Source organism: Jiulongibacter sp. NS-SX5 (genome assembly GCF_052828545.1).
The window spans coordinates 2,154,582-2,179,190 of sequence record NZ_CM128248.1; the positions used below are offsets into that span (position 1 = coordinate 2,154,582).

The 24,609-nt window shown below is 40.6% G+C and carries 20 protein-coding genes; 10 read left to right on the forward strand and 10 right to left on the reverse strand.

Annotated elements, in window-relative coordinates:
* Positions 1-82: 82 nt before the first annotated feature.
* The 3 genes from ACUXV0_RS09570 (at position 83) to ACUXV0_RS09580 (ending at position 4,150) form a co-directional block, all read left to right on the forward strand.
* Complete coding sequence (locus tag ACUXV0_RS09570; RefSeq protein ID WP_446189326.1) at positions 83-1,072, forward strand: aldo/keto reductase; 990 nt, start codon at positions 83-85, stop codon at positions 1,070-1,072.
* Positions 1,073-1,198: 126 nt separating this feature from the next.
* Positions 1,199-2,191 (forward strand): L-glyceraldehyde 3-phosphate reductase, encoded by a 993-nt coding sequence (gene mgrA, locus ACUXV0_RS09575; protein WP_446189327.1) that lies wholly within the window; start codon positions 1,199-1,201, stop codon positions 2,189-2,191.
* A gap of 225 nt (positions 2,192-2,416) precedes the next feature.
* Positions 2,417-4,150: a tetratricopeptide repeat protein gene (locus ACUXV0_RS09580; RefSeq protein ID WP_446189328.1), complete on the forward strand. Its 1,734-nt coding sequence runs from the start codon at positions 2,417-2,419 to the stop codon at positions 4,148-4,150.
* Here ACUXV0_RS09580 and ACUXV0_RS09585 read toward each other — a convergent pair.
* From ACUXV0_RS09585 to ACUXV0_RS09595, 3 genes are all read right to left on the reverse strand, one after another.
* Complete coding sequence (locus ACUXV0_RS09585; protein WP_446189329.1) at positions 4,147-6,570, reverse strand: hypothetical protein; 2,424 nt, start codon at positions 6,568-6,570, stop codon at positions 4,147-4,149. The genes ACUXV0_RS09580 and ACUXV0_RS09585 overlap by 4 nt on opposite strands.
* A 14-nt stretch (positions 6,571-6,584) precedes the next feature.
* Positions 6,585-6,899, reverse strand: coding sequence for a LytR/AlgR family response regulator transcription factor (locus ACUXV0_RS09590; protein ID WP_446189330.1), 315 nt, complete (start codon positions 6,897-6,899; stop codon positions 6,585-6,587).
* A 115-nt stretch (positions 6,900-7,014) separates the two neighbouring features.
* The gene (locus ACUXV0_RS09595; protein ID WP_446189331.1) at positions 7,015-7,641 is read right to left on the reverse strand and encodes a response regulator; all 627 of its coding nucleotides are present in this window, start codon (positions 7,639-7,641) and stop codon (positions 7,015-7,017) included.
* A gap of 62 nt (positions 7,642-7,703) precedes the next feature.
* Between ACUXV0_RS09595 and ACUXV0_RS09600 the strand changes: the two genes are divergently transcribed.
* Positions 7,704-8,132, forward strand: coding sequence for a Dabb family protein (locus ACUXV0_RS09600; RefSeq protein WP_446189332.1), 429 nt, complete (start codon positions 7,704-7,706; stop codon positions 8,130-8,132).
* A 121-nt stretch (positions 8,133-8,253) separates the two neighbouring features.
* On the forward strand, positions 8,254-10,917 hold the full coding sequence (locus ACUXV0_RS09605) for a glycosyl hydrolase (RefSeq protein ID WP_446189333.1): 2,664 nt from the start codon (positions 8,254-8,256) through the stop codon (positions 10,915-10,917).
* A gap of 169 nt (positions 10,918-11,086) precedes the next feature.
* On the opposite strand, the gene ACUXV0_RS09610 is transcribed toward ACUXV0_RS09605, so the two are convergent.
* From ACUXV0_RS09610 to ACUXV0_RS09630, 5 genes are all read right to left on the reverse strand, one after another.
* Positions 11,087-11,668, reverse strand: a complete 582-nt coding sequence (locus ACUXV0_RS09610) for a hypothetical protein (protein ID WP_446189334.1) — start codon at positions 11,666-11,668, stop codon at positions 11,087-11,089.
* Between the two features lie 823 nt (positions 11,669-12,491).
* Positions 12,492-12,953, reverse strand: a complete 462-nt coding sequence (gene tnpA, locus ACUXV0_RS09615) for an IS200/IS605 family transposase (RefSeq protein ID WP_446189335.1) — start codon at positions 12,951-12,953, stop codon at positions 12,492-12,494.
* 266 nt (positions 12,954-13,219) lie between these two features.
* Positions 13,220-14,734 carry an alpha/beta hydrolase family protein gene (locus ACUXV0_RS09620; RefSeq protein WP_446189336.1) on the reverse strand — a complete coding sequence of 505 codons (1,515 nt, stop codon included), beginning with the start codon at positions 14,732-14,734 and terminating at the stop codon, positions 13,220-13,222.
* A 15-nt stretch (positions 14,735-14,749) separates the two neighbouring features.
* Entirely contained in the window at positions 14,750-17,395 is a 2,646-nt protein-coding gene (locus ACUXV0_RS09625; RefSeq protein ID WP_446189337.1) for a sialate O-acetylesterase, read from the reverse strand.
* A 98-nt stretch (positions 17,396-17,493) separates the two neighbouring features.
* Entirely contained in the window at positions 17,494-19,881 is a 2,388-nt protein-coding gene (locus ACUXV0_RS09630; RefSeq protein WP_446189338.1) for a TonB-dependent receptor domain-containing protein, read from the reverse strand.
* 146 nt (positions 19,882-20,027) lie between these two features.
* Between ACUXV0_RS09630 and ACUXV0_RS09635 the strand changes: the two genes are divergently transcribed.
* The gene (locus tag ACUXV0_RS09635) at positions 20,028-21,242 is read left to right on the forward strand and encodes an NADH-quinone oxidoreductase subunit D (protein ID WP_446189339.1); all 1,215 of its coding nucleotides are present in this window, start codon (positions 20,028-20,030) and stop codon (positions 21,240-21,242) included.
* On the opposite strand, the gene ACUXV0_RS09640 is transcribed toward ACUXV0_RS09635, so the two are convergent.
* Positions 21,239-21,460 (reverse strand): PspC domain-containing protein, encoded by a 222-nt coding sequence (locus tag ACUXV0_RS09640; RefSeq protein WP_446189340.1) that lies wholly within the window; start codon positions 21,458-21,460, stop codon positions 21,239-21,241. The two genes, ACUXV0_RS09635 and ACUXV0_RS09640, sit on opposite strands and share 4 nt — an antisense overlap.
* 283 nt (positions 21,461-21,743) lie before the next feature.
* Here ACUXV0_RS09640 and ACUXV0_RS09645 point away from each other — a divergent pair, with 283 nt between their 5' ends.
* Genes ACUXV0_RS09645 through ACUXV0_RS09660 form a run of 4 tightly spaced genes read left to right on the forward strand, consistent with a single transcriptional unit; the run spans position 21,744 to position 24,230 of the window.
* On the forward strand, positions 21,744-22,091 hold the full coding sequence (locus tag ACUXV0_RS09645) for a hypothetical protein (RefSeq protein WP_446189341.1): 348 nt from the start codon (positions 21,744-21,746) through the stop codon (positions 22,089-22,091).
* A 10-nt stretch (positions 22,092-22,101) separates the two neighbouring features.
* Positions 22,102-22,767, forward strand: coding sequence for a hypothetical protein (locus ACUXV0_RS09650; RefSeq protein ID WP_446189342.1), 666 nt, complete (start codon positions 22,102-22,104; stop codon positions 22,765-22,767).
* Entirely contained in the window at positions 22,760-23,581 is an 822-nt protein-coding gene (locus ACUXV0_RS09655; protein WP_446189343.1) for a sensor histidine kinase, read from the forward strand. The genes ACUXV0_RS09650 and ACUXV0_RS09655 overlap by 8 nt, the downstream gene beginning before the upstream one ends.
* Positions 23,574-24,230: a response regulator gene (locus ACUXV0_RS09660; protein ID WP_446189344.1), complete on the forward strand. Its 657-nt coding sequence runs from the start codon at positions 23,574-23,576 to the stop codon at positions 24,228-24,230. Before ACUXV0_RS09655 ends, ACUXV0_RS09660 begins: the two co-directional genes overlap by 8 nt.
* Here the strand turns inward: ACUXV0_RS09660 and ACUXV0_RS09665 are convergent.
* The gene (locus ACUXV0_RS09665) at positions 24,223-24,609 is read right to left on the reverse strand and encodes a RidA family protein (protein ID WP_446189345.1); all 387 of its coding nucleotides are present in this window, start codon (positions 24,607-24,609) and stop codon (positions 24,223-24,225) included. The genes ACUXV0_RS09660 and ACUXV0_RS09665 overlap by 8 nt on opposite strands.

Here is a 24,609-nt window from a genome sequence, read left to right on the forward strand (position 1 = left end):
GAATCTCGACTATTCATATTTGTTAATCCGAAATGCAAAACTGATTTTTGGCAACTAGTTTTTACCTAAACCTATTGAAATTGTGAATTACAGACCTCTCGGAAAAACCGGAATAGAAGTCTCTGAAATCAGCTTGGGCACCTGGCAGGTTGGTGGCAAATGGGGAGATCCTTTTGACTTCAAGAGTGCTGAAAAGATATTGAATACTGCGGTAGATGGTGGTGTCAATTTTATTGATACAGCCGATGTATATGGCAATGAGATTGGCCAGAGTGAAACCGCCGTAGGCAAACTTATCAAAAGCAGATCTGAGAAAATCTACGTAGCCAGTAAGTGTGGGAGACAATTAAACCCACATGTAAATGAGGCCTACCAACCAGCGGTACTCCGCAAATTTGTAGAAGATAGTCTTCAACGTATGGGGCTGGAGACTATTGACCTGATTCAGCTGCACTGCCCTCCCACTGAAGTCTATTACCGACCAGAAATTTTTGAGTTATTTGAAAGGCTCAAAGAAGAAGGTAAAATTCAACACTTAGGCGTAAGCGTAGAGAAGGTGGAAGAAGCCTTGAAGGCCATTGAATTTGAGAATGTAGAGACTGTCCAGATCATTTTCAATATGTTCAGACAGCGACCTTCTGAGTTGTTTTTTGAACAGGCCAAAAAGAAAAATATCGGAATACTGGCCAGGGTGCCTTTAGCGAGTGGCCTTCTGACCGGGAAGTTCTCCAAAGACTCAACTTTCGGCAAAGACGACCACCGTTTCTTCAATAGAAATGGAGAGCTTTTTGACAAAGGAGAAACATTCTCTGGAGTTGATTACCAAACAGGTTTGGATGCTGTAGAGGAACTAAAAGGAATATTGAAAGACCAAAACATGGCCCAAATGGCCTTGAAATGGATTTTGAATCATGATGCTATAAGCTGTGTAATTCCAGGAGCCAGCAGGCCAGATCAGGTAGACTCAAATTTGGCGGCTCTTACAGCAACTAATCTTACACGGGAACAGACCATTGCAATTGATAAGGTTTATGAAAGCAAGATTAAACCTGCTGTTCATCATTTATGGTAAAGAAAATGGAGCCTCACTCAAAGATGATCCAACTTCCATGATTCGTGAATTAAAATATTATCAATAAACTCAAGAGTCTGCTCCTGAGTTTGAAATCTTTTATCTTAATAAAAACAGAAAAAAAGTATGACCTATGTACCTAGTGCATCACGATACGATAACATGACGTACCGAAGATGTGGTAAAAGTGGAATCAGACTACCGGAAATTTCCTTGGGCCTATGGCACAATTTCGGTGGAGTAGATACCTTCGAAAATTACCGAGCTATCTTAAGAACAGCTTTTGACGCTGGTATAACGCACTTTGACCTGGCAAATAACTATGGGCCGCCTCCGGGCTCGGCTGAGGAAAACTTTGGCTTAATTCTGAAAAAAGACTTTGCTGCATACCGTGATGAATTGATCATTTCTTCAAAAGCAGGGTATCATATGTGGCCGGGGCCATACGGCGAATGGGGCTCCAGAAAATACTTGATCAGCAGTTGTGATCAGTCTCTTAATAGAATGGGGCTGGATTATGTAGACATCTTCTACTCACACCGCCCGGACCCGGATACACCAATGGAAGAAACCATGGGTGCACTTGATCAGATTGTTAGATCAGGGAAAGCTTTATATGCTGGTATTAGTAATTATAATGCTGAGCAAACCAAGGAGGCTGTCGCTATTCTTAAAGATTTAGGCACACCTTGTCTTATACACCAGCCAAAATACAGTATGCTGGTTCGTGAGCCGGAAGAAGGCCTTTTAGATGTTTTGGGTGATGAAGGTGTGGGATGTATTCCCTTCTCACCACTGGCACAAGGGTTATTGACAGGTAAATATCTCAATGGTATCCCTGAAGGCTCCAGAGCAGATTTAGAACATGGTTTCCTTCAAAAGGATGAGATAAACGATCACCTGGTGGGTAAACTTAAATCGCTGAACATCCTGGCTGAAAAACGTGGTCAATCTTTGGCTCAAATGGCTATTGCATGGCTTTTGAAAGATGAGAGAATTACCACTGTACTTATCGGGGCTTCTCGAGTTTCGCAGTTAGAAAACTCATTGGGAGCATTGGATAATAAAGAGTTCTCTACAGGTGAGTTATCTGAAATAGAACAAATACTGGCGAGTTAATCGTCTGAGAAACAACAGATTCAAAAGGCCGTTTTTCCTGAAACTATGGGAAAACGGCCTTTGACGTTTATATTAGCCTGCTGAAAACGAATAGCCCCTTTGAAACAAACACTACTTCTAGCCCTACTCTCAATCCCTCTTTTAGTACTATCTCAACCACCAACGGATTCCCTAAAAAGTGTACTGAAGGATTTATCAAAAAGTGACACCAGTAGGATACGTCCCTTGCTAAATCTTGCAAATCACTACTTTAATGATCTCGATGAACTTGACTCAACAATTTTTATTGCAGAGGAAGCTCTTGAAATTTCTTTAGCCCATAATCTACTTGAAAATGCTGCTGAAGCAAATTATTTAATTGGTGGAGCCCATGCCCTGCAGGCCAATTATGAAGTTGCTAGTAAGATACTTTTTGAAGCCTACAGACAAATAGAAAAAACAGACAACAAGCCGGTAAAAGCACTGATCATTAAGGAGATTGGGTATGTGTTTTTATATACTGGCAATCGGGAAAAGGCTATCGAGTGGTTCAATAAAATGTATGATATTTTCATAGAAATAGGAGACCGCCAAAAAGCAGCTTTCACTTTAGGCTCAATAGGAACAGTTTATTATGCCGACAGCAATAATGTAGAGGCCATTAAATACTTTAACCGAGGGCTTAAAATAGCCAAAGAGTTAAAAGATGAACGGGTAGACGCTTTCCTTTTTTCTAATGTGGCTCTTGCTCATTTTTATAACGGAGATCGAAAACTCGGTGAAGAGTATATGCTGAAATCTCTGGCTCTAAATGAAAAAATGGGATCCAGGTATAATATAGCCTTTGACCTGGCAAATCTTACTCACTTTGCAGAAATGCTCGGCAAAATAGATAAAGCAGAGCAGTATGGTTTAAGAGCTCTTCCTCTTCTAAAAGAAATGAACCTAAGAAATCCTTTAAGGGTAGTTTTGACAAACCTGATGGCTGTCTATGAACTGAAAGGCGACTATAAACAAGCCATGAAATACCAAAAGGAATATTATGAGCTAAAAAGTGAAATTGACGCCGAAAACTCAAAGAAAGAGGCAGAGATACAGGAGCTGGAGTATGACGCAGAAAAGGATCAATTAGAGATAGCCAACCTCAATAAAGACATTGAAAATAAACGACTTCAGCAAATCATGCTTTTTGGCGGTATCATCGTGCTGCTGGGGATTGGGCTAGGACTTTGGTATACCAATTCTTCATTGAATAAAAAGAATGCGGTGATTGAAGAGCAAAAAGATGAAATAGAAGAGTTTAATAAAGGTCTGGAGAAGAAAGTAGAAGAAAGAACAGCCGAACTCCAGCAGGCGTATGATGAGATAAAGGAAGCAATGACCAAAGGTCAAACCTTAGAACGTAAGCGAATAGCCTCAGACCTGCACGATAACCTTGGAAGTGTCATTTCTGCCATCAACTTTAGCCTAAGCGGCATTGATAAAAATAGTCTCAATGAAGCTCAACAAGGGATTTATGAGAAGATTGTTCACATGACTGACTCGGCTTACAGCGATCTCCGAAACCTTTCTCATAACTTACTTCCTGAAAGCCTGGAAAAGGAAGGGCTGGTAGTGGCCCTAGAAAAATATGCTGAATCTTTAAACGCAGCTCAGCCGGTCTGGTTTGATTTCACGAGTAATACAAAGGAACGTTTTGGTAAAAAAATAGAGCTGAATATGTACGCCATAGTCATGGAGTGCTGCAATAACATCCTGAAACACGCCAAAGCTACCGAGGCAGAGATCAGTATTCATCAAACCCAAGAGGAGTTAAGCATCTCGGTAAAAGATAACGGCAAGGGTATGACAGCAGAAGAATTTGGGAAAGGAAAGGGACTTCTAAGTATGAAAGAAAGACTGGCTAACATAAATGCCACTCAAGAACTTAATAGCTCAGAGAGTGGCACTTTGATAAAGTTTCAAATACCTACTACTTAGTAAAGATAAAAATCCCCGACACTCCCGCTTTCAACCTCTAGTACAGCCCCTGAAACGGTTTCCAAACCTGCTGACCTTGCTTTCTTTCCTGAGGAAATGACCGCTTTCAGGTGATCTGGAATTATGGCCTTATGACATACATTGGGGACTACACCTAGCGACCAATTATCAAAATTATGCCAGTCTGTATCTACGGCTCCTGTAAAGTGATTGTCGATACGCTCAGTTGGGCACTCTTTAATTATTGGAATACTGCCAGTGTATTGGCATCCAGTACTTCCGAGGGTGTATGAAAAGTAAATCTCATCCTGAGTAGGATCTGTAAATGTTGGCGTAAAATTACCCGTCAGTGCATCATAGTTTCCTGCTGATTGGGTCAAAGCTGTATCCAGATAAAACCCATTATAGGTAGAGAGGTAATAGCCCGTCTCTAATAAAACATTTGATTCTGTCAAACCTTCAGAAATGGGTCCGCCAATTCCAAAAGAAACATCCATATTGTTTCTTTGACTAGAGTTCATACTGGGATACACTTCGCCGAAGGGATCTATAAGTAATCCATTTAAGCCGTATGCAGTAAAGTCACTTCCTGGTCTATTTAATTTCACCATCCCAAAAACGGCCACAATACTCGAGACTTTCTTAATATTTTCTACATCTATGATACTACAGTCAAAATTATTGAGCGGGTTACTTGATGAATCTAGAATGCTGTACAATGAATCCCCTCTCGAATATAGAAGTGAAGAAGACTCCACAATTAGACGGTTATCATTTTCAGTAGACTCAGAAAGATTGAGAATAGATATTCGATTGTTTAGCCCTTTAAACTCTCCTTCTATGGTAAACCCCTTGTTTGATTGAGGCCCTATAATCAGTCCTGTACCGGCCACATTTCTGATATCAAGCAGGCCTTGACTGTAAAATCGATAATTACTGTCTTTGAAAACGCCAAAAGCATTACCTGTCTCGTTTGAGACTTCGCTAATTTCTATAATTCCCTCATTATAGAATGTCTTGTTCGGGTTCATCTCCTGTGTGGTAATGGAAATGCCATTTGAGATATTATTTAACCGAATAATTCCATCTGAGCCATTGGAAAAAACATTCCCCTTAGTACTACGGATATTGATAAGTGTATCATTATCAAATTGATTACTAACCTGAAAAAGACCCCTATTGATAAAACTTGTACCTGAGTAACCATTATACATATCAAGAGCTTTATTAAAAATGGTATCTATGATTATCTCTCCTCCCTGATAGTTCTGAAATGCCATTGAGTCAAGAAGAAAACCGTCATTGATAACATTCGCCTCTATTCTGCCAAAATTTCTAAATACTTCAGAACTCGCAGCATTGCCATAGTTTGGATAAGTTGTTTTTTGAACTAGACTTTCAGCCTTTCTAACCTGAATATTTCCATTATTTATAAACTCACGAGTCCAAAAAAGAGTTGAATTGGGGAAAATTCTTCCATCGGTAAAGTTGATGGTTCCGTTATTGGTAATATGTATGGTTGAAAAAAGTGCAACCCCTTTTGTGGCCGTAACGAGAGAGTCGTTGGTAAACTTTCTCATTTTTCCAAACGATGTAAAATCATTTCCTACAAATCTACCTTTATTCTCTACCACCAATAACTCTTCATCATAGAAGCCATATCTACTTTGATCACTTAAATAAAATACCCCGGTTTCCATGTTTTCAAATTTGATCTGCGGAACATTGAGCACTTTTAGATACTGTGGCCTGACGGCATAGACTATATCATGAAAGTTTAGGTTTCCATAGTTTTTAAAATCACCATCTATCGTAAATCCATCTACCCCATCCTCCAAAGTAACGGAGGCATAATTAGTAAAAGGGCCGTCAATTTCAATGGCTGTTTGCCATGCATAATTCATGGTGAAAGAACCTCCAAAATAGACCCCTTGGGTAGGAATCCCATCGATCATCAAACCCACTCTACCTGTATAATAATAGAGTTCTATATCTCCCCTATTTTCAAAACGCGTGGCATTTCTCAGCGTTATACCTCCATACTGTGCTGTATTAAAGCCTCCTCGATTTATATAGATTTTACCCTCATTTATTAATATTCCTCTATTAATCTCTAGCCCATAGCTGACGGGTACATCTAAGGTCAAAGTCACACCCGCATTAATCGTCAATGTATTGGTAATGGTATAGGGGTTCCCAAAAATTATACTTTTGACGGTGGTACTGCTGCTAATGATCACATTGGTAGAGGCTGTCTGAATCCTAACTTCACTATTGGCAGTTGGCACTTCATCAGTATCCCAGTTAAGCTTATCTTCCCATGAAACACCATCACCTCCTCCATCCCAAATGACAGTCTGTTGACAATAGCTTGGCAGACAAAAAAGCATGGCTAAGAAAAAGAAATAATACTTATTCATTCGTGAGATTGGCATTAAGAAATTTGAGAATAAAGAAATGCAGCTCTCCTTCTGGAGATTTTAGCAGTAAGTTTGTTGGTAAGCCTTACTTCAGTACTACCAAAGCTTTTGCAGTGATCCAGATTCACAATAAAAGACCGGTGAGATCGGATGAAATTGACATCCGCAAAGATGCTTTCACATTGTTTCAGGGTTTTAGCAAGGGTAAACTTAGTACCGCTGGTAAGATGAAAAATGGAGTAGTTTTCATCTCCTTCTATCATTACGATATCCTTCTTCTGAAGTCTCCTTTGTTTAAAGCCCCTGACGTTTTCAAATTTGTATTTCATGACCAGACTGTTTTTCGTTTTTACAAAACTCAGTCCGGCCGGAGCCTTCTACAATCCCCTGATTTTGGTATATTCATACCCTAAACAGGGTATGTTTTTATAAAGCGGTCGACTTTTATTGAATCCAACCTTGTGAAATGGCATAATTGACCAAAGAAGCTGTATTGGTGAGATCAAGCTTGCGGTAAATATTCTTGCGGTGTGTGGCCACTGTTTGCACACTAATATTTAGTATTTCCCCCACTTCAGCATTAGACTTTCCTGAAGCTATTTGCGTAGCAATTTCAATTTCTCTTTGGGTCAAAGGATGAGCCACAGATGATTTGCCGATATAGGCCTTCATGGCATTTGGGCTAAAGAATTTTCCGCCTTCTAATACAGCATGTAAAGCACTCTCAAAAATAACCTTCTTTTCATTCTTGAGTATATAGCCATCAGCACCAAGTGATATGGCTCTATTTACAGAGTTCTCGTCCTCAGACATGGAGAGTACCATAATCTTTTGATCAGGCTTTTTTGCTTTGATTTCTTTCAAAAGCTGAAATCCATCAAGCCCCGGCATCATGAGGTCAGAGATGATAATATCAGGCTGGAGGCGTCCATAGTTTTTCAGTACCTCCTCTCCTTTGGTGGATTTGCCTACCACTTTTATTCCTTCAATATCAGAGAGAAGTGTGGCTAAACCTTCTAAAACCAACTCGTGGTCATCCACTAAAAAAACCCGAATCTGTGATGCACTCATTAAACTAAATAAAAACGTAAATTAGCCCTTGAAAATCATTAAACCCAATTCGAATAAGAAGAATGAAAAAATTAAGCATTTTACTTCTGGCAGCCGCAGCAATAGCCTGTAATACCGAGACTACAACGGTAGAAGAAAACGTGACTGAGGTAACCACTGACCCGCTTTCTGAGCCAGCAGATATCAACCCATTTATTCACCACGTTTATTTTTATCTGAATAATCCTGAAAGTGTAGAAGACAGAGATAAGCTAGTGGAAGGTTTAAATAAACTTGCTGAAGTAGAGACTATTCAGGCCCATTATATTGGTTTCCCGGCATCTACAGACCGTGAGGTAATTGTGAAAGACTATCAAGTAAGCTGGATGTGCTTCTTCAAAAATCTGGAGGAGGAAGAGATGTACCAGAAAGATCCCATTCACCTGAAGTTTATCGAAGACTACGGTCATCTATGGAGTACGGTTAAAGTTTATGATAGTATCGGAGAGTAATTTGTTACAAAGTCTTTATATGAATAAAGCCGCCCTTGGGTGGCTTTTTTTGTGCGTCCCTAGGACAGTCTAGTCAGACAATTCCCTTTTCTTTGAACTACCTATTCAACCCATATAAATTATGAAAATAAAGCTACTCTCTTTGGCTTTTTGCCTGTCTATTGCGGCCTGTGCACAGCAAAAAGAACTGAACACTAAACCCTTTACAAGATGGTGGTGGATGGGAAGTGCTGTCAATGAAGCTGGCATAAAGTATAATCTTGAACAATTTGCCAAAGCAGGCTTAGGCGGCGTAGAAATCACACCTATTTACGGAGTCAAAGGTGAGGATGAGAACTTTTTACCTTTCTTATCTGACAAATACCTGAAGAAACTCAACTACACCACTCATATTGCTGATAGCCTCGGATTAAAAGTAGACATGGTTTTAGGTACCGGCTGGCCTTACGGAGGCCCGCAGGTAGAATCTGAACATGCAGCCACCAAACTACGACATGAGCTTCTAGAAGTTTCAAAGAGCCAGACTATAGATCATGCCATTGAGACGCCATCTTTTGAGCCGCTGGTAGCGGCCATAGCAGTAAATCATACTGGTGAAACCATAAATATTGAGAAGCAAATCGTCAATAATCGATTGAAATGGGAATCTTCAATTGATGGTAAAATTTATTTATTCTTTGCCGGTAAAACCGGGCAAAAAGTAAAACGTGCTGCCCCGGGTGGAGAGGGCTTTACGGTAGATCATTATTCTAAAAATGCTCTTGAAGATTATCTCAAACCATATTCTGAGAAGCTGAATGCTCCTATTAGAGCTATATTTAATGACAGCTATGAAGTATATAGCACCGACTTTACTCCTGACTTCTTACAGCAGTTTGAAACCAAAAGAGGTTACTCAATAAAGCCTTACTTACCTGCTCTGGTAGAAAAAACTGATAGTGAAACTATCAACAGAGTTCGTGCTGACTACAGAAGAACACTCTCAGACTTACTAAAAGAAGAGTTTAATGAAACATGGACCCGCTGGTCAAATAAAAAAGGTTTCCAAACCAAACTACAGGCCCATGGCTCTCCGGGTAACCTCCTCGATTTGTATGCCACAGCAGATATTCCTGAATGTGAAACTTTTGGTTCTATGCCATTTGATATTCCTGGCTTTAGAAGGGAGGCAGAGGACATCAGGGAGGGTGATGCAGATCCGGTGATGCTAAAATTTTCGAGCTCTGCTGCTCATGTGATGGGGAGGCCTCTGGTCTCTTCAGAATCTTTCACATGGCTACGTGATCACTTTAAAACTGCAGTCTCTCAATGTAAACCCGAGCTGGAAGAGCTTCTGTTAAATGGTATCAATCACGTATTTCTACATGGATCTACCTACTCACCTCCTACAGCAGAGTGGCCGGGATGGAAGTTCTATGCTTCCGTGAATTTCAGTCCGCAAATGACCATCTGGAAAGATGCTCCTGCCTTGTTTAATTATATTGAAAACTGTCAGAAATATTTACGAAAAGGTGTCCCTGATAATGAAATTGGGGTTTATTGGCCTATTGAAGACACTTATCATGATTTTCTGAAAGGCCAGCTTTTCTTTCAGTTTAAAATACATTCTCTGGATGAGTGGCTTCTAAACACTCCATTCTACCGAACTAATCAACTATTGATTAAGTCTGGATATCAAGTTGATTTCTTTTCCGATGATTTTATCTCTCAGGCGAAAGTAAATAACGGGCTTCTTGTCTTGCCGGGAGGTAGCTATAAAGCACTTGTAATTCCAGAGACAAAGCATATGCCTTTAGAGACAATGCAAAAATTGGTGGCCTTGAAAAGAGAGGGTGCAAATATCATTTTTGAAAGTACACCTCAGACCGTTCCTGGTAATTTTGACCTTGAAAGTAGAGAGTTAGCGTTAGAAAAGTTAGGTAGACAAATTGAAACAACCAACTCTGAAAATCTCATTGAAAAGCTTAGAGAAGAATCCATCACGCCGGAAGCTTTGAGAAGCTATGATCTCAAATTTATTCGAAGAAAAGATGATGATAAATTCATCTACTATATCGTCAATCATACTGCAAATGATTTCGACGATTGGGTTTCACTCAATGAATTGAGAAGCTCAGCCATTTTTGTCAATCCAAATACAGGCAATAAATCACTAGCTACTTCAAAAGGAATCAAGCTATATCTTCAGCTGAAAGCTGGGGAGAGCATTATTATCGAAACAAACACAAAAGAGCATTTTCAAGGTCATCAATATCTTAAGGAACAGAATGTAAGCTATAATATTGAGGGTCCTTATGAATTGGAGTTCCTGGAAGGCGGTCCGACGCTGCCTCAACCCACCATGCTACCTGAGTTGAATTCATGGACTGAATTGGGTTCAGAAGCTGAAAATTTTTCTGGAACTGCCAAGTATACTGTCCGTTTTGATTCCCCCAATAGTGATGTAAAGAACTGGCTTCTTCAATTGCCCGATGTGAGAGAGAGTGCTAAAATTTACCTTAACGGTAAGGAGGTGGCATGGCTTTGGGCAAATCCTTTTGAAGTCGTTTTAAGTGGGCTTAAAAGCAAGGGCAACCTTTTGGAAATAGAGGTCACGAATCTGGCGGCCAACCGAATTAGAGCGAAAGAAATGCGAGGCGAAGAATGGAAAAACTTTTACGAAATCAATATGGTCAATAAGGACTATCAGAAGTTTGATGCTACCCTCTGGAAGCCGATGCCCTCCGGTTTAATTGGAGATGTATCTCTTCTTCCGCTTGATGTTTTTCATCCTAATCCTAATTAAGTTGTGTAACACTAGTCATAGAACGCAGCAAAATAAAGAGCTTACTTCAAACAAAAATGACTTTTGTCTCTCTTGTTGCTGTCATAATTGTCCTTCACTTTCTTATAGGTATTGGCTATCTTGTCTATAAAATAAGCACCGCCAAACCTTCTGAAGAATTAAAAGAAGATTAGGCTCCTAATCGCCTTTTCATTAGTTGATCTACCAATGCAATGAGCTGTTTGGGCTTAGCTGTCCGCCAATTGCTCAACTGTAGAGTTCCACCCATGTTAAGATAATAATCGAGGCGATATTTCGTCATTTCCTCCTCAATATGCTTACGCTGATTCAGCAAGGCTATCCATCCTTCATCTGTGCCGGCATCTTCTAAATCCTCAAACCATTCTTCATAATAGTCGGTATCTCCACCATGAAACTGGAACAGGTTTTCGGCAATCAAAATATATTTGTTAATCCCATTTCTTAGAAGCTGATCTACCACATTGCGTTTAAAATGCATACTATCGTTATGCAAGGTGTCATTCCACTCACCAAAAAGCTCTATTACACAGGCCCCAAGACCGTAATCTGTATATAAAATCTTGCAATAGAGTGTTTCAGAACCCAAAGGATCCCAGCGTGGATCAATGTAATAGCCGTAGACAGTATCTTCGTAGTAGATGCCATATTCCCGACCAAAAAACGGAGATCTCACATCTCTTTCTGCCCTATAATACTTCTGCCAATTATGATACGGTTCTATCTCATGCATACAGGGTTTATAAATCCATAATTAGTGGTAAAAGTTCAAAAAGCGGTCGGGTTGTAACACGGTTTGGAGCATCAGAGAGCACGGGTACGATGTTTATTCGTCGTAAAGCTGGGTCTAGGTAAAACGGTCGGGTTGAAACCCAACCTTAGTCTATAGAATTGATTCGATGCATCTTAAATTCCTGAGTCAGGGTCAGAGACCCGAAAGATTTAGCCATTGCGGGTTTCATCCCGCTATACTAAGACTAAGCCAACAAAAGGTGAGTGAGTGCCATAGACACGAGGCATCTACGTCGTAAGACAGGTTCTCCGTAAATCGGTCGGGTTGAAACCCGACCTTGGTCAATATAATCGATGCGATGCATCTTAAACTCCTGAGTCAGGGTCAGAGACCCGAAATATCTGTCAATAGCGGGTTTCAACCCGCTACACTAAGACTAAGTCAAACAAGGGAGAGTAAGTGCCATGGGCACGATGCATCTACGTCGTAAAGCAGCTTGTCTGTTAAGCGGTCGGGTTGAAACCCGACCTTGACTCATAGGAACGATGCAATGCATCTAAAAAGCGAGCCTAAGGGTCAGAGACCCAAAATATCTAGCAATCGCGGGTTTAAACCCGCTATACTAAGACCAAGCCAAACAAGGGAGAGTAAGTGCCATGGGCACGATGCAACTACGTCGTAAGACAGGTTCTCCGCAAAGCGGTCGGGTTGAGGCTCGATCTTGGTCTGTAGATTCGATACGTTAGATCTCGATCATTTTAGAAAAGTTAAAAACTTGGCTTCTATAGTTTATTTTAGCATTTCGCTATCTCTATCTAAAACACTATTTCAACTCCTCAAAGAGATATTGCTCATCATACTCTACCTCGAACTTCTCTAAAAATTCTAAGTATTCTTCAGAGAAAGTACGTTTTTGATGATGTCTTTCTTGGTTTTGAATATATCTATAAACAGTATCTACCTGGGATTTGGCATAGGAAAATACCCCATACCCTCTTTGCCATTCAAATCTACCTTTTGTCAATCTTCTGTCATTGATATATTTTGAAGACTTGGCCTTCACTACTTTCATTAAATCTGAAATTGAAACTGCTGGTCTCAAGCTAACAAGACAGTGAACATGATCTTCCACTCCATTCACAATTATTGTTCTGCAACCCGTTTCATTGATTAAGTTACCAATGACACCGAAAACTTCTTTTCTCCAATCTTTATGAAGAAGCCCTTCTCGATATTTAACCACGAAAACAAGTTGAAGGTAAACCTGATGATAAGAATTTGCCATGTGAATCTATTCCAAAGTTGTTGATCTAAGTTACACTTTATGGGAGCTTAAGGCAATGGGTCATCTGTTGTAACTTTATAAGGCAAGTTCGAGGTTAAACGGTCGGGTTGAAACCCGACCTTAATCCATAAGAACGATGCGATGCATCTTAAACGTTTGCCTAAGGGTTAGAGACCCAAAATATCTGGCAATACCGGGTTTCAACCCACTACAACCGAGTACACTAGGCACGATCAATAAGTAAAGAAAACACCCCAAACCAGACCCTACTTCTCATATCCTAACTCACGGCTGGCCCAAGGAATGAAGTGTTGAAAGTTAGGCTGATCTGTATGGCCTCCATCATGCTGTCGCCAGCCGAGCTGACCGTCGAGTAGACTTTCTAAAACAGGAGGCATAGACTCATGGAGGTAGTCGTTGGTAACACCAATATCTTTTGCCCCGAGTAATTTGTAAACCTCTCCTGCTGCCACAGTAGCCATATAACTACCTTTTTGATCCAGCCATAAGGCATCTCCTTTTTCAGGGATTCCATAACTGATAAATAACGGACGAGGTGCACAAAGGGCAATCATACTGTGCGAATCCAGAGGTAAATCACAACCAGTCATCTTTGCAAAATCTGATTTCTCTGCACCATATTTCATGTAATTACCTGCCATCCAGTAATTGGCTCCGCCAGTTAGGTTTTCTACTGCTTCGCCAAAAACTCTTCTGTGTAGTGTGACTCCTCCTTTGCCTGAAGAACCTATCAATCCTACGGCGAATCGTGGTTCAAGAGCCATGGTGACTAAAGCTGCTTTACCGTAGCGAGAGACACCTTCAATTCCCACCTTCTTAGCATCTACCAAAGAGTCCGTTTCCAGATAATCCAAACCTCTGGCAGCTCCCCAAGACCAAGCTCTGAGAGCACCCCAATCTTCTGGCGAACGCGGCTGACCCTTATTCACCAGTCCTATTATGCCCTCAGTAAGACCTTCATGATTATCAGCTTGAACACTTGAGGTTAATAAAGTACAATAACCCCAACCAGCAGCCAAAAGCTGTTCTGTACCCGGTGACTCTCCATTAGCCGGAGGAGAAAAATACCACGGAGTCGATTGTAACCTATCTAGCGGAGCGTAGGCTGGGTATTTGTCCAAGGTCTCCTTGATTGAAGGATCATGCTGAATCATCAATTCCCTGAAAGTTTCATTCAGTTTTGCATAATCCTCATCGTTAGGTTGGGCTGGTGCAGGAAACTTTGGTCTACCAAACATCATTAATACAGGCACAGGCCCTTTCACATTCGTGGGTACCACGAGCATCATCTTAATATTGACATCAACTAAGGGATAAGAACTGTTGTCTACATGGCCTACGAGTTCTTTGGCAATTACCGGCGTCCTACCTACAAACTCCCGATCCACTATTTTTACCTCCCAATTGACATCAGGAACATTTTGAGGGATTTTCCCATAGATTTCCTGCTCTGCAAGGGCTAGTAATTCAGGTCTGCGTTTGCTCCACCATTCTTCGGCCGTATTAATTTCCTGACCATCAACCGATGTTAATAATGGTGGTAATTCAGGACAGGGATTTGCCTTTGATTCGTCATAATTTGCATAGTTGGGCGAATCTGGATTACTACTGGCTCCGGGACGGAGCTCCTGAATGCCCAATTGATCCATCATATGTTTCATGGCCTCCTGGGTTGACATTTTTACCACAGGTGAATATTGCTGAGCAAAAGCAAGATTTGCAATAAGCAACAGACTGAAAAGGCTTGTTAACTTCTTCATTTTCGAATGATGGTTTTAGTCTTGAAATTCTTTAACATGATGTGCTGCTTCAAGCATTGTGGTTGTCCACACTTTGTCTTTGTTCTGTCCAAGGTATTTGACCAATTCTGCATGAGCTTCCTCAGAAACATTCAACGAATGCTCACCTCCCACACCATGAAACAAGAACGTAATCAAGGCATTCTCCTCTTCAGCTTTTTTGACCAAGGCTATTAATTCATCTCCACTTTCTCCGTTGATGCCATAGCTGTACACATTCTTCAAGTTAGTTCGCCCAATGATATTTAACTGACCCTCTACCCCTCTCAAAGCCACAAAATCATCGGCAATAGCGTCCACAAATGAACCTTCCCTAGTTTCAGTGTCACCGCAAGTGTATGCAAACGTTCGTTCTAATTTTCCATCCAAAGCATTGAGAAAAGTGTTAGTCATACTCACCTCATCCACTATACGTTGGGTAGTATATCTACCTAAATCCCGTTCCTCTGTTAACCATGACCTACCTGGCTTACGAGCATCGCAAGGGTGATAAAGTGTGTGATTCCCCAATTCATGACCATAGGAGGCTGCCCTCTTCCAATCTTTAACTCTTTTTGAACTGGCTTCTGAAAATGCTGTCAGATAAAAAGTACCTTGAAGTTCATATTCGTTCAAGGCAGGAATAGCTTTGTCTAAATGAACATTCAATGCATCATCATATGTGAGCACCACTGCTGCTTTTCTTCCCTGCCATAGCTTTTTAGGCTCATCAATTTCCCACTCAAAAGGCACAGCCGGCAGACCAACACCATTAATTAAATTAACGTCAGGATTGTTAGCCCAGGCATATCGAATAAATCGAGGCTGGGAAATACCATCCGCCTTGAGGACTATACTTTCACCGTCAATTTCAACGTCTGCCCACTTGAATTGTTTGTCATATTCAGCTAAGGCAAACTCACGGATTTCCTCTCCGTCTTTGCTTTGCAAAGCACCAGCCACATGATCAAAATGTATAAGAACTTCATCTCCAACTCTCTCTACCTTCGAGACGGTTGGCCCATTGGCTATTATGTCTTTGCCATAAGCGAGTTTCAATGCAGAAAGAGCCATTCTTTCACCCACACTTTTTTTATCATCCGGGTGAATATCATTCCATTCCCCTAGATCAATACCTACAACCATGGCCGTATTTGACACAGATAAAGCCTTTCTCTGAGATTCTCTGAGCTGTGCCCAGTTACTCTCTGTGGGTACAAAAGTGTAATCCATAAAATTGGGTAACTGCACATATATAAATGGTAATTCTCCTTGCTTAAATTGCTCTCGCCAATTGACAACCTGAGCCTTTTGCAAAGCTTCATAGGCAAAAGGTCTACCTGTATTACTTTCACCCTGGTACCATAAAATACCTTTCAAACCATAGTTTTCTGCTGGTGCTACCATTCCATTATACAAGGCCGTAGGTTGGTTTTGGGCTGAAAACCCGTAGCCACCTCCAGAATTTCCTGGATAAAACACTTCACCTATTTTATACGACCAGGTTCCCGTTAAAGAAACAGTATCCTGTACACTGGCAATGTAGTAAGGCTTATCTGGCACAAAGCCACCTTTACCACCATAATTGGTCACCTTCACCACAATGGTATTCTTGCCAGCTTTAAGCACTCCCGGGTCTATTGGATAAATCCTTTGTGGGTATTGATACGTTCTGCCACCTACCTTCTCTCCATTGATATAAACCTCGTCTGCGTCTATGACTCTACCAATAAAGATTTTGGCCTCATCATTGGCCAGGCCTTCAGGTACATCCACTTCTTTTCTATACCATACCGTACCGTTAAGGTCTTTTAAACCTTGGTCTTCCCAATAACCCGGAACTGTAATCTGTCTCCAGTTCTTTGGCTCATAGCTCAATTCAAACCATTTATTCTCACCAGTTAAGCCTCTGTCTACCACAGCTTTTTTTACTGACGGAGCACGTCTGAGAGAACGAACGTATTCTTCATCCTTATTTTGCTGAATTTTCTTGGTGAGCTCCTCAAAATCGGCAAGCCCCTCCTCGCTTGTCCAGGCTTCTATGGGTGTGCCTCCTACACTGGCATTTATAATACCAATCGGCACTTTTTCCTCTTCATAAATTTGCTGGGCAAAAAAGTAAGCTGCCGCAGAAAATTCCCTAACGTTTTCTGGATTAGCCTCTTTCCAAGAACCTCCTTTGAAGTCCTCTAAAGGGCCATTCAACTCAGGAGTGGTAGGTACAAGAAACTGACGAATCTGGGAGTTAGATGCCTCGGCAATGTCTTTGGCATAAGTAACATCATGATGCTGCATCTGATGCACCATATTACTCTGACCTGCAGCTAACCAAACATCTCCAAAAAGTACGTTTTCAAGCCTAATTTCATTCTTACCCTTTAAGACAAACTCAAACGGGCCACCTGCATTATGAGCGGGGAGGGTTATTTCCCAATTGCCACTTTCATCGGCTTTTGTCTTAAATTTTTGTTGATCAAAAGTGAGGATGATTCGTTCTTTCGGTGAAGACCAGCCCCATATTTTGACGGGCTTCTCACGCTGAAGCACCATTCCATCACTGACTAACTTAGGCAATACAATTTGTGCACTGGACTCAAAACCAAAAAGATAGTACAGCATTAGAAGCCATACGCTTAACTTCATTTTCATTTCAATAGGTAGAAGGTTGATATATTAATTGTCAATATAACAATTATAAATGTTGCTTCCGCTATAAAAAGAAAACTATGTCAGTACCGTACTTAACCTCCTCTCTCCTCTTTGAGTAAATCACCTCTTCTTTTTTCCTGGTTGAGACGGTAGTTCAAACTCAACACAAAAGACCTTGCTCTTCTCCATTGAAAAACACTTTCAGAGTAGAACTCTGGTAAATCTGTGATGCTTCTGCGTTTTCGAGTATTGAAAATGTCACGCATAGAAAGCGTGAGAGTACCGTTTCCTTTGAAAACATCCAGCGAACCGGCTGCATCAAAAGACGACATAGAGAGTGTTCTCCCTTGCGTGGTATTCTGCGGAGCATCATAATCATACGTTAATTGTATTTGTGACATATCTCCCGGCGTAAACTTGGTGCTAATCCTTCCGTTCATAGAATATGTGTCGCTGGACAAATCCTGATCTTCGAAGCTTCCGTTTACTCTGGCTCTAAAAAAATTGATGTCACTGGTTACATCAAGCCATTTGAAAGGGTTTGTGGTGTAATTCATTTCCAGACCATAGGCATTTCTCTCTGCCAGATTCACGGGATATCTGATGGTGGTGCCATCATCAGACGGAATAATGATGGTTTCTATTACTCCCGTAGTATGCCTGTAATAGACACTACTTAAGAATGTCCCGTTCTCCGTAAATTTCAAATAGCCTAGCTCGGTAGAATTTGTAAACTCTGGTCGTAATCCCGGGTTACCAATTGAGTTATTCCTTGGGTTATTAAAATTGGAGAAAGGCAAAAGTCTTCTGAAAAAAGGCCTAGATAACCTGCGGCTGTAGCTCGCCTGAATCTGGTTATCTCTATTCATTTCATAAGAAAACGTGGTGCTCGGGAAAAGACTCAGATAGTTTTGATCATTATTGGCACCAGATTTCAATAATCGTGCATCAATATCAGTTAACTCGGTTCTTAGCCCACCCTGTATACTTAGCTTGTCAAACTTGTGACCACCTATCACATAGGCCGCGTAAATATTCTCCTGATAGGCCAGATTATCATCAAAATCTGGTAAGGTTACATACTCACCATTCTGCTGCTCTTCTACTGTAAAAACATTGTCAATGGTTCTTAAAGCGGCTCTTAAACCAGCTTCTACCTTACTGTTTTCATTAAAAGGATGTATATAATCTGCTTGTAGTAATGTATTTACTTCATCTTCAGTATTACTGGAGTATTGCAATAGTGGCGGTTCTGCTCTGCTCCCCACAAACTGCTCATAATCTGCCAGCTCCAGTTCTTTATCAAAAATGTATTTGAAAGTGAAATTGAATTCTCTTTTAGAGTTTTCAAAGGTCTTTTTATAGTTCAAAGTGGACTCAATATTCCTTTCTCCTTCAGTCTCAATAACGTCTCTAAACGTCTGAAGGGTATTGATACCATCAAAGTCCTCGTAGATCACCGTTGAGGTGTTATTGTCCTTTCCTCTACGGAGCAAAACAGAACCTGTTAGGGTATTGAGATCATTGATGATCCAATCGGTACCAAACTGCACATACCCTCCGATTCCTCCTCGTTTTGAGTCCGTATCTACGGTGTAAGATTCTGTTAGGTTACCACCTTCATAAAACTCCTGGGTAGAGAATCCAAAACCAGGTGCACGTCTATAGTCAATCCCAAAATTTGAGAAGAAATTAAAGTCTTTTTTTCTGTAATTCAGATTATAAGAAGCACCGTGATTGTGAGGAACTCCGGCATTTAAGCCAAAAGAACCATTAAAGCCTTTCTTTTGATTTTTCTTCATGATGATATTGATAATTCCAGCCTCGCCTTCAGCCTCATATCTGGCAGAAGGATTGGTTATGACTTCAATTTTATCAATGATATCACCCTGCATTCTCATCAATGCCTCTGTATCTCCCGAGCTCAGAAGTCCTGAAGGTTTTCCGTCAATTAAAATCTGAACACCCGAACTTCCACGAAGAGTTAAATTACCCTCTGGGTCCACATTCACCGAAGGCACTTTATCTAAAATATCAGCGGCCGTATTTCCTCCGTTTGTTAGGTCTTTGCCCACATTAAAAACCCTTTTGTCTAGCTCAAACTCCATTTGGCTTTTCTCGGCTCTTACTTCTACTGCCTCCAATGAAATACTTCCTGAATTCATGGCAATTGAACCTAAGTTCGCAGATTCCTCAAGCGGCTGAAGTAATGGACTGGTGATATTTTTAGAGCTGTATCCTACATATTCCACAGTTCCGTAATAAGATGAGCCTGGATCCAACATTGCTCTAAACACTCCCGAATCATCAGTAAGGCCTGCATAGGCTGTAGAACTATCTGAAGAGAAATAAAAAGCTACCGTAGCAAAAGGAAGAAGCTCCCCTGTTTCCTGATCTTGTAGTGCCCCTGAAACTTCAACTTTCTGAGCCAGAAGAAGTTGAGGGAGAGCTATCAATAGTAAAAGTATTTGCTTCATCATGGTTTTGGTTGAATACCTATACAATGGAATCGATTGAAAATTTGTTCGGTAATCCGATAGACTATCGAGAAATGCGGATATTTATTCGACGATTTAGAATTAATCTGCTTTAGATTCTATTTTACTTCTGATTACCTTTACCGCCCATGTCTACTACAGGTACTACATACCAATCGGAATTTCTAACGATTTCTGAACCTACTGTTTACAAACAGTCTGAGCTGAAATCTGAGGATATGTTGATCAACATCGGTCCTCAGCACCCTTCTACCCATGGCGTTTTGCGTTTGGAGGTGCTTACTGATGGAGAAGTGATCAAAGACGTTATCCCTCATATGGGTTATCTGCATCGCTGTTTCGAAAAACATGCTGAGTCGGTTCCTTTTAATCAGGCTATACCCTTTGTAGATAGACTAGACTACCTGGCAGCCATGAACTCAGAGCATGCATGGGCTATGGGTGTAGAAAAAATGCTGGGCATAGAAAATGACATACCTAAACGTGTAGAGTACATACGTGTTTTGGTAGCAGAGCTCAATAGAATTGCTTCTCACTTTATTGCTATCGGCACCTACGGACTTGATATCGGGGCTGCTACTCCATTTCTTTGGCTTTTCAGAGATAGAGAAACCATCATGAGAATGCTTGAGTGGCTCAGTGGAGCCAGAATGCTCTATAATTATGTCTGGATTGGTGGCCTTTTCTATGATCTTCCGGTAGGCTTTGAAGAGAAATGTGCAGAATTTACCAAGTACCTCAGGCCTAAGCTGGAAGAGCTACAGAATATTCTTATTGATAACCACATCTTCATCAATAGAACAGCCAATGTTGGCGTTTTGCCTTTGCAAATGGCCGTAAATTACGGCTGTACTGGTCCTGTATTAAGAGGCAGTGGGCTCAAATATGACCTAAGACGTGTAGATGGGTATTCTGTCTATCCTGACCTCGACTTTGAGATTCCTGTTGGTGAGGGCAAAGTAGGCACCACAGGTGACTGCTGGGATAGAAACTATGTACGTGTACAGGAATGTTGGGAATCGCTGAAAATTATTGACCAGTGTCTGGAGAAACTCAATAAGGAGCATAAACGCACTCGCGATTTTGATCCTCAGGCTATGGTACCTAAAAAAATCAGGCCAAAGGCTATGGAGTTCTATTGCAGGGCAGAAAATCCAAAAGGAGAACTCGGTTTCTACTTCAAAACCAATGGCAAATCTGATATACCTGAAAGGGTTAAATGTAGAGCATGCTCTTACAATAATCTTTCTGTACTCGGAGAATTATCAAAAGGATGTATGATTGCCGATCTGATGGCCATCATGGGCTCTATCGACGTGGTAATGGGTGAGGTAGATCGCTAAAGCTCCCAAAAGGTAGGATTCTCATGACGTCTGAGGTGTTTCTGGAATTCCATCCAGAATGCCATGATCAAATAAATCAAAATTGGAGATCCCAAGGTAAAAAACGAAGCATAAATAAAATATAGGCGTATGCTGCTAGCCGAAAAGTTTAGCCTTTCGCCTATCTCTGAACACACCCCGAAAAGTCTGCTCTCAACCAAATATTTAACCTTCTGCATAGTCTTAAAATCGTGTGTTTTGATTTTAGCTTAACAAACGAATGTAAGCGTTTTCCACTGTTTTGTCAATAGATATGGGGTTAAGTTTGTTTTAACTTCAACATTTTCACCCTCAAACTCTTTAGGTAATTATACCCTATTTCTCGGGTACAAGTTACTTTATCAAACCTGTAAACCACTGAAAATCAAACCAATGCTTACTTACACTATTAACCATTGCAAAATTACTGCCAACGATTCTCTAACTTGATGTTTTCAATAGTCATTCAAATCAATTTTAAACATGGAACAAAAAGTCATCTTTAACGGGAACGAAGGAGAATTTATCACGGCAGAAGAAGCCTCTAAAAAACAAGGGCGTTATCTTGCAGAGCAAGAAAAACTAGGGAAAAAGGACCCGGTTAGAGCTCAATTTTACGGAAAGGAGTTTTTAATGAAGTTTCTTGAAAAGAAAGAAGCTGTAGGAATACGTTTTTATATGGGACAAACTGAGGAAGGAGAGCCTTCACTTGTACTGGTAGCAACTGATAAATATGGAAATAACCTTGTAGAGGATAGAAGTGGACTTAAAGATATGCCTTCTTCAGGAGACCACGGCTCTAACGGCCCTGACTGCCCTAAATACTGCTAAATAAAAGCCTGTGTTTGATAGATTTATAGAATTGGCGGGAAAGTACCCGATTTTAATACCAGAGAGTTTTTGTGTACTTGTTCCTTTTTTTGTGGGACTGATTCGCTGGAAACATTTTTATGTTTACCTCAAAGTGATCTGGTTGGTCTTTCTCGCCTATGCTTTAACTGATTTAGTCATATGGGAAAAAGCCTTGAGGCGAGAAAACAATTACTTCTGGATAAACCTTCAGGAAATAATCATTGCCTGGCTGCTCATTATTTCATTCAACTTTTTAAAAGAAAATCCACCAAAAAAAATCGTGTATGGATTGCTGGCTATTTCAGCAATTGCAGCTTTTTTTGACTTTAATTTTTCAGAGTATTCGTCATGGATTAAAGTGGTACACCGAGTCATGTTTATCGGACTCTGCTTTCACTTTTTTTTCAAGTTATTAGAAGAACTCAAAGTCAGCAATATTCTAAGATACCCCGCTTTTTGGATAAATTCGGGACTGATGTTGATGGCATGCGGCACCGCACTTATCTTTGTTTTTGAGGAGATTACGATTTCATATTCTTCAGCAAACGATACCGTTTATGAGTATTATACTTTGCTGAATTTCTCTTTAAAAATAATCTTTACCCTACTAGCCGCTTATGGTTTTTGGGTCTCAAAAGTTAGCAGCCATGAATAATTTTGAAGCATTTGCTATTTTCATTGCTATCATCATTTTGATGTTTATGGCAGTTGGCCTTATTGCTTTTATTGTCTTTTACCAAAAGAAGCAATTTAGGCTACAGATAAGGCAACAACAAGAACTCCAGGAAATAGAGGCCCGAACCCAAAAACGACTGCTCAAAAACTCTCTTGAAGTTCAGGAGGCCGAGAGAGATCGTATTTCAAAAGACCTTCATGACGATATTGGTGGACTCCTTTCTGCCTCAAAGTTGAGTATCCAATTGCTCGGCAGAAGTCTCAAAAAAAATCCGGAATACTTAGAAGGACTAAACAACTCAAAAGAGCTTGTAACAGAGGCACTGTCTCAAGTTAGAAGCCTCTCAAAAGACCTTACACCAAGAACTCTTAAAAAATTTGGCTTAAGCGATGCCCTCTTTGAATTTACAGAGAAGATGAGTAGAGCCAGTTCTACTGAAATTCATCTGGAAGTTTCAGGCTTAGATTCTCTAGAGCGACTGGACGAAGGGATTGAGCTTACTATTTACAGAGTGGTACAAGAGCTCATCAATAATGCACTTAAACATGCCAAGGCCAGCGAAATCAATGTTCAAATAGAACGAACCGAGAATGAACTAAATCTGAAATACCTTGATGATGGAATAGGTTTTGATTTCGAAGCCAAGTCTGCTGATCTTAAGTCTGGTTTAGGTTTGGGCAACATCATTTCAAGAGTAAACGTAGTAAACGGTACCTGTGATTTCTTTTCAAAACCACAAAAAGGAACCCGTGTAGACATTAAACTTCCACTAAAAAATAATAGCCATGAATAAGATAAAAATTGCAGTAGTAGACGATCACAATCTCTTTAGAGCAGGTTTGGTACAGATATTAAACCAATCTGAGGAATTAGAGGTGGTTCTGGAGGCCGAAAATGGTCAGGACTTTCTTCAAAAGCTGGAAGGCACCGATGTGGATGTAGTGCTTCTGGATGTGGATATGCCAGAGATGAACGGCATTGAAGTCACAGAAAAACTTAGAGAGAACGAAAGGCAGGAACCTAAAATCATCATCCTTTCAATGCATGATGAAGATCAATTTATTCTTCACCTGCTGGAAACTGGGGCAAACGGATATCTTTTGAAAGACACGGACCCGGACGAACTGGAAGAGGCCATCAACAAAGTATACAAAAAGGGAATCTATTTTACTGAATTTGTAAGCCGTGTGATGCTGAATAAAGCCACCATAAAAACTCGTCAACGATCCGGTAAATTTTTCAATTATAAAACAGACCTGTCTGAACGAGAACTTGAGGTTTTGAGACTAATTTGTGAGGGTTTTACTACTGCTGAAATTGCAGATAAAATATTCTTAAGCCCAAGAACCGTGGATGGTCACAGAACCCGTATCATGGAAAAACTCGGTGTGCATAATACGGCGAGTCTGGTTGCTTTTGCTATCAAAAACAGTCTTATCTAGGTAAAACAGCGGTCGCCTCTACTTCCACCAGATAGGCGTCATTGATCATTGTAGGCACAGCAATAAATGTATTGGCTGGTTTTACTTCGCCGAAGAACTCTTTATGAGCTTTGCCTACTTTTTCCCAATCATCGAGGTTACGAAGGTAAACTCTGGTTCGTATGACGTCAGTTACCTCGGCATTGAGTGATTCTAAGGCATTCTGAATACGCATAAAAATAAAGCGAGCCTGAAGATAAGGATCTCCTTCTCCAACAATTTCACCACTGTTTGTTACTGAAACCGTACCACTCACTTCCACGATATTGCCGATTTTTACAGCTCTGGAATACCCCACTTCTTCTTCCCATCTGGTACCTGAAAATAGATTTTGTCGCAT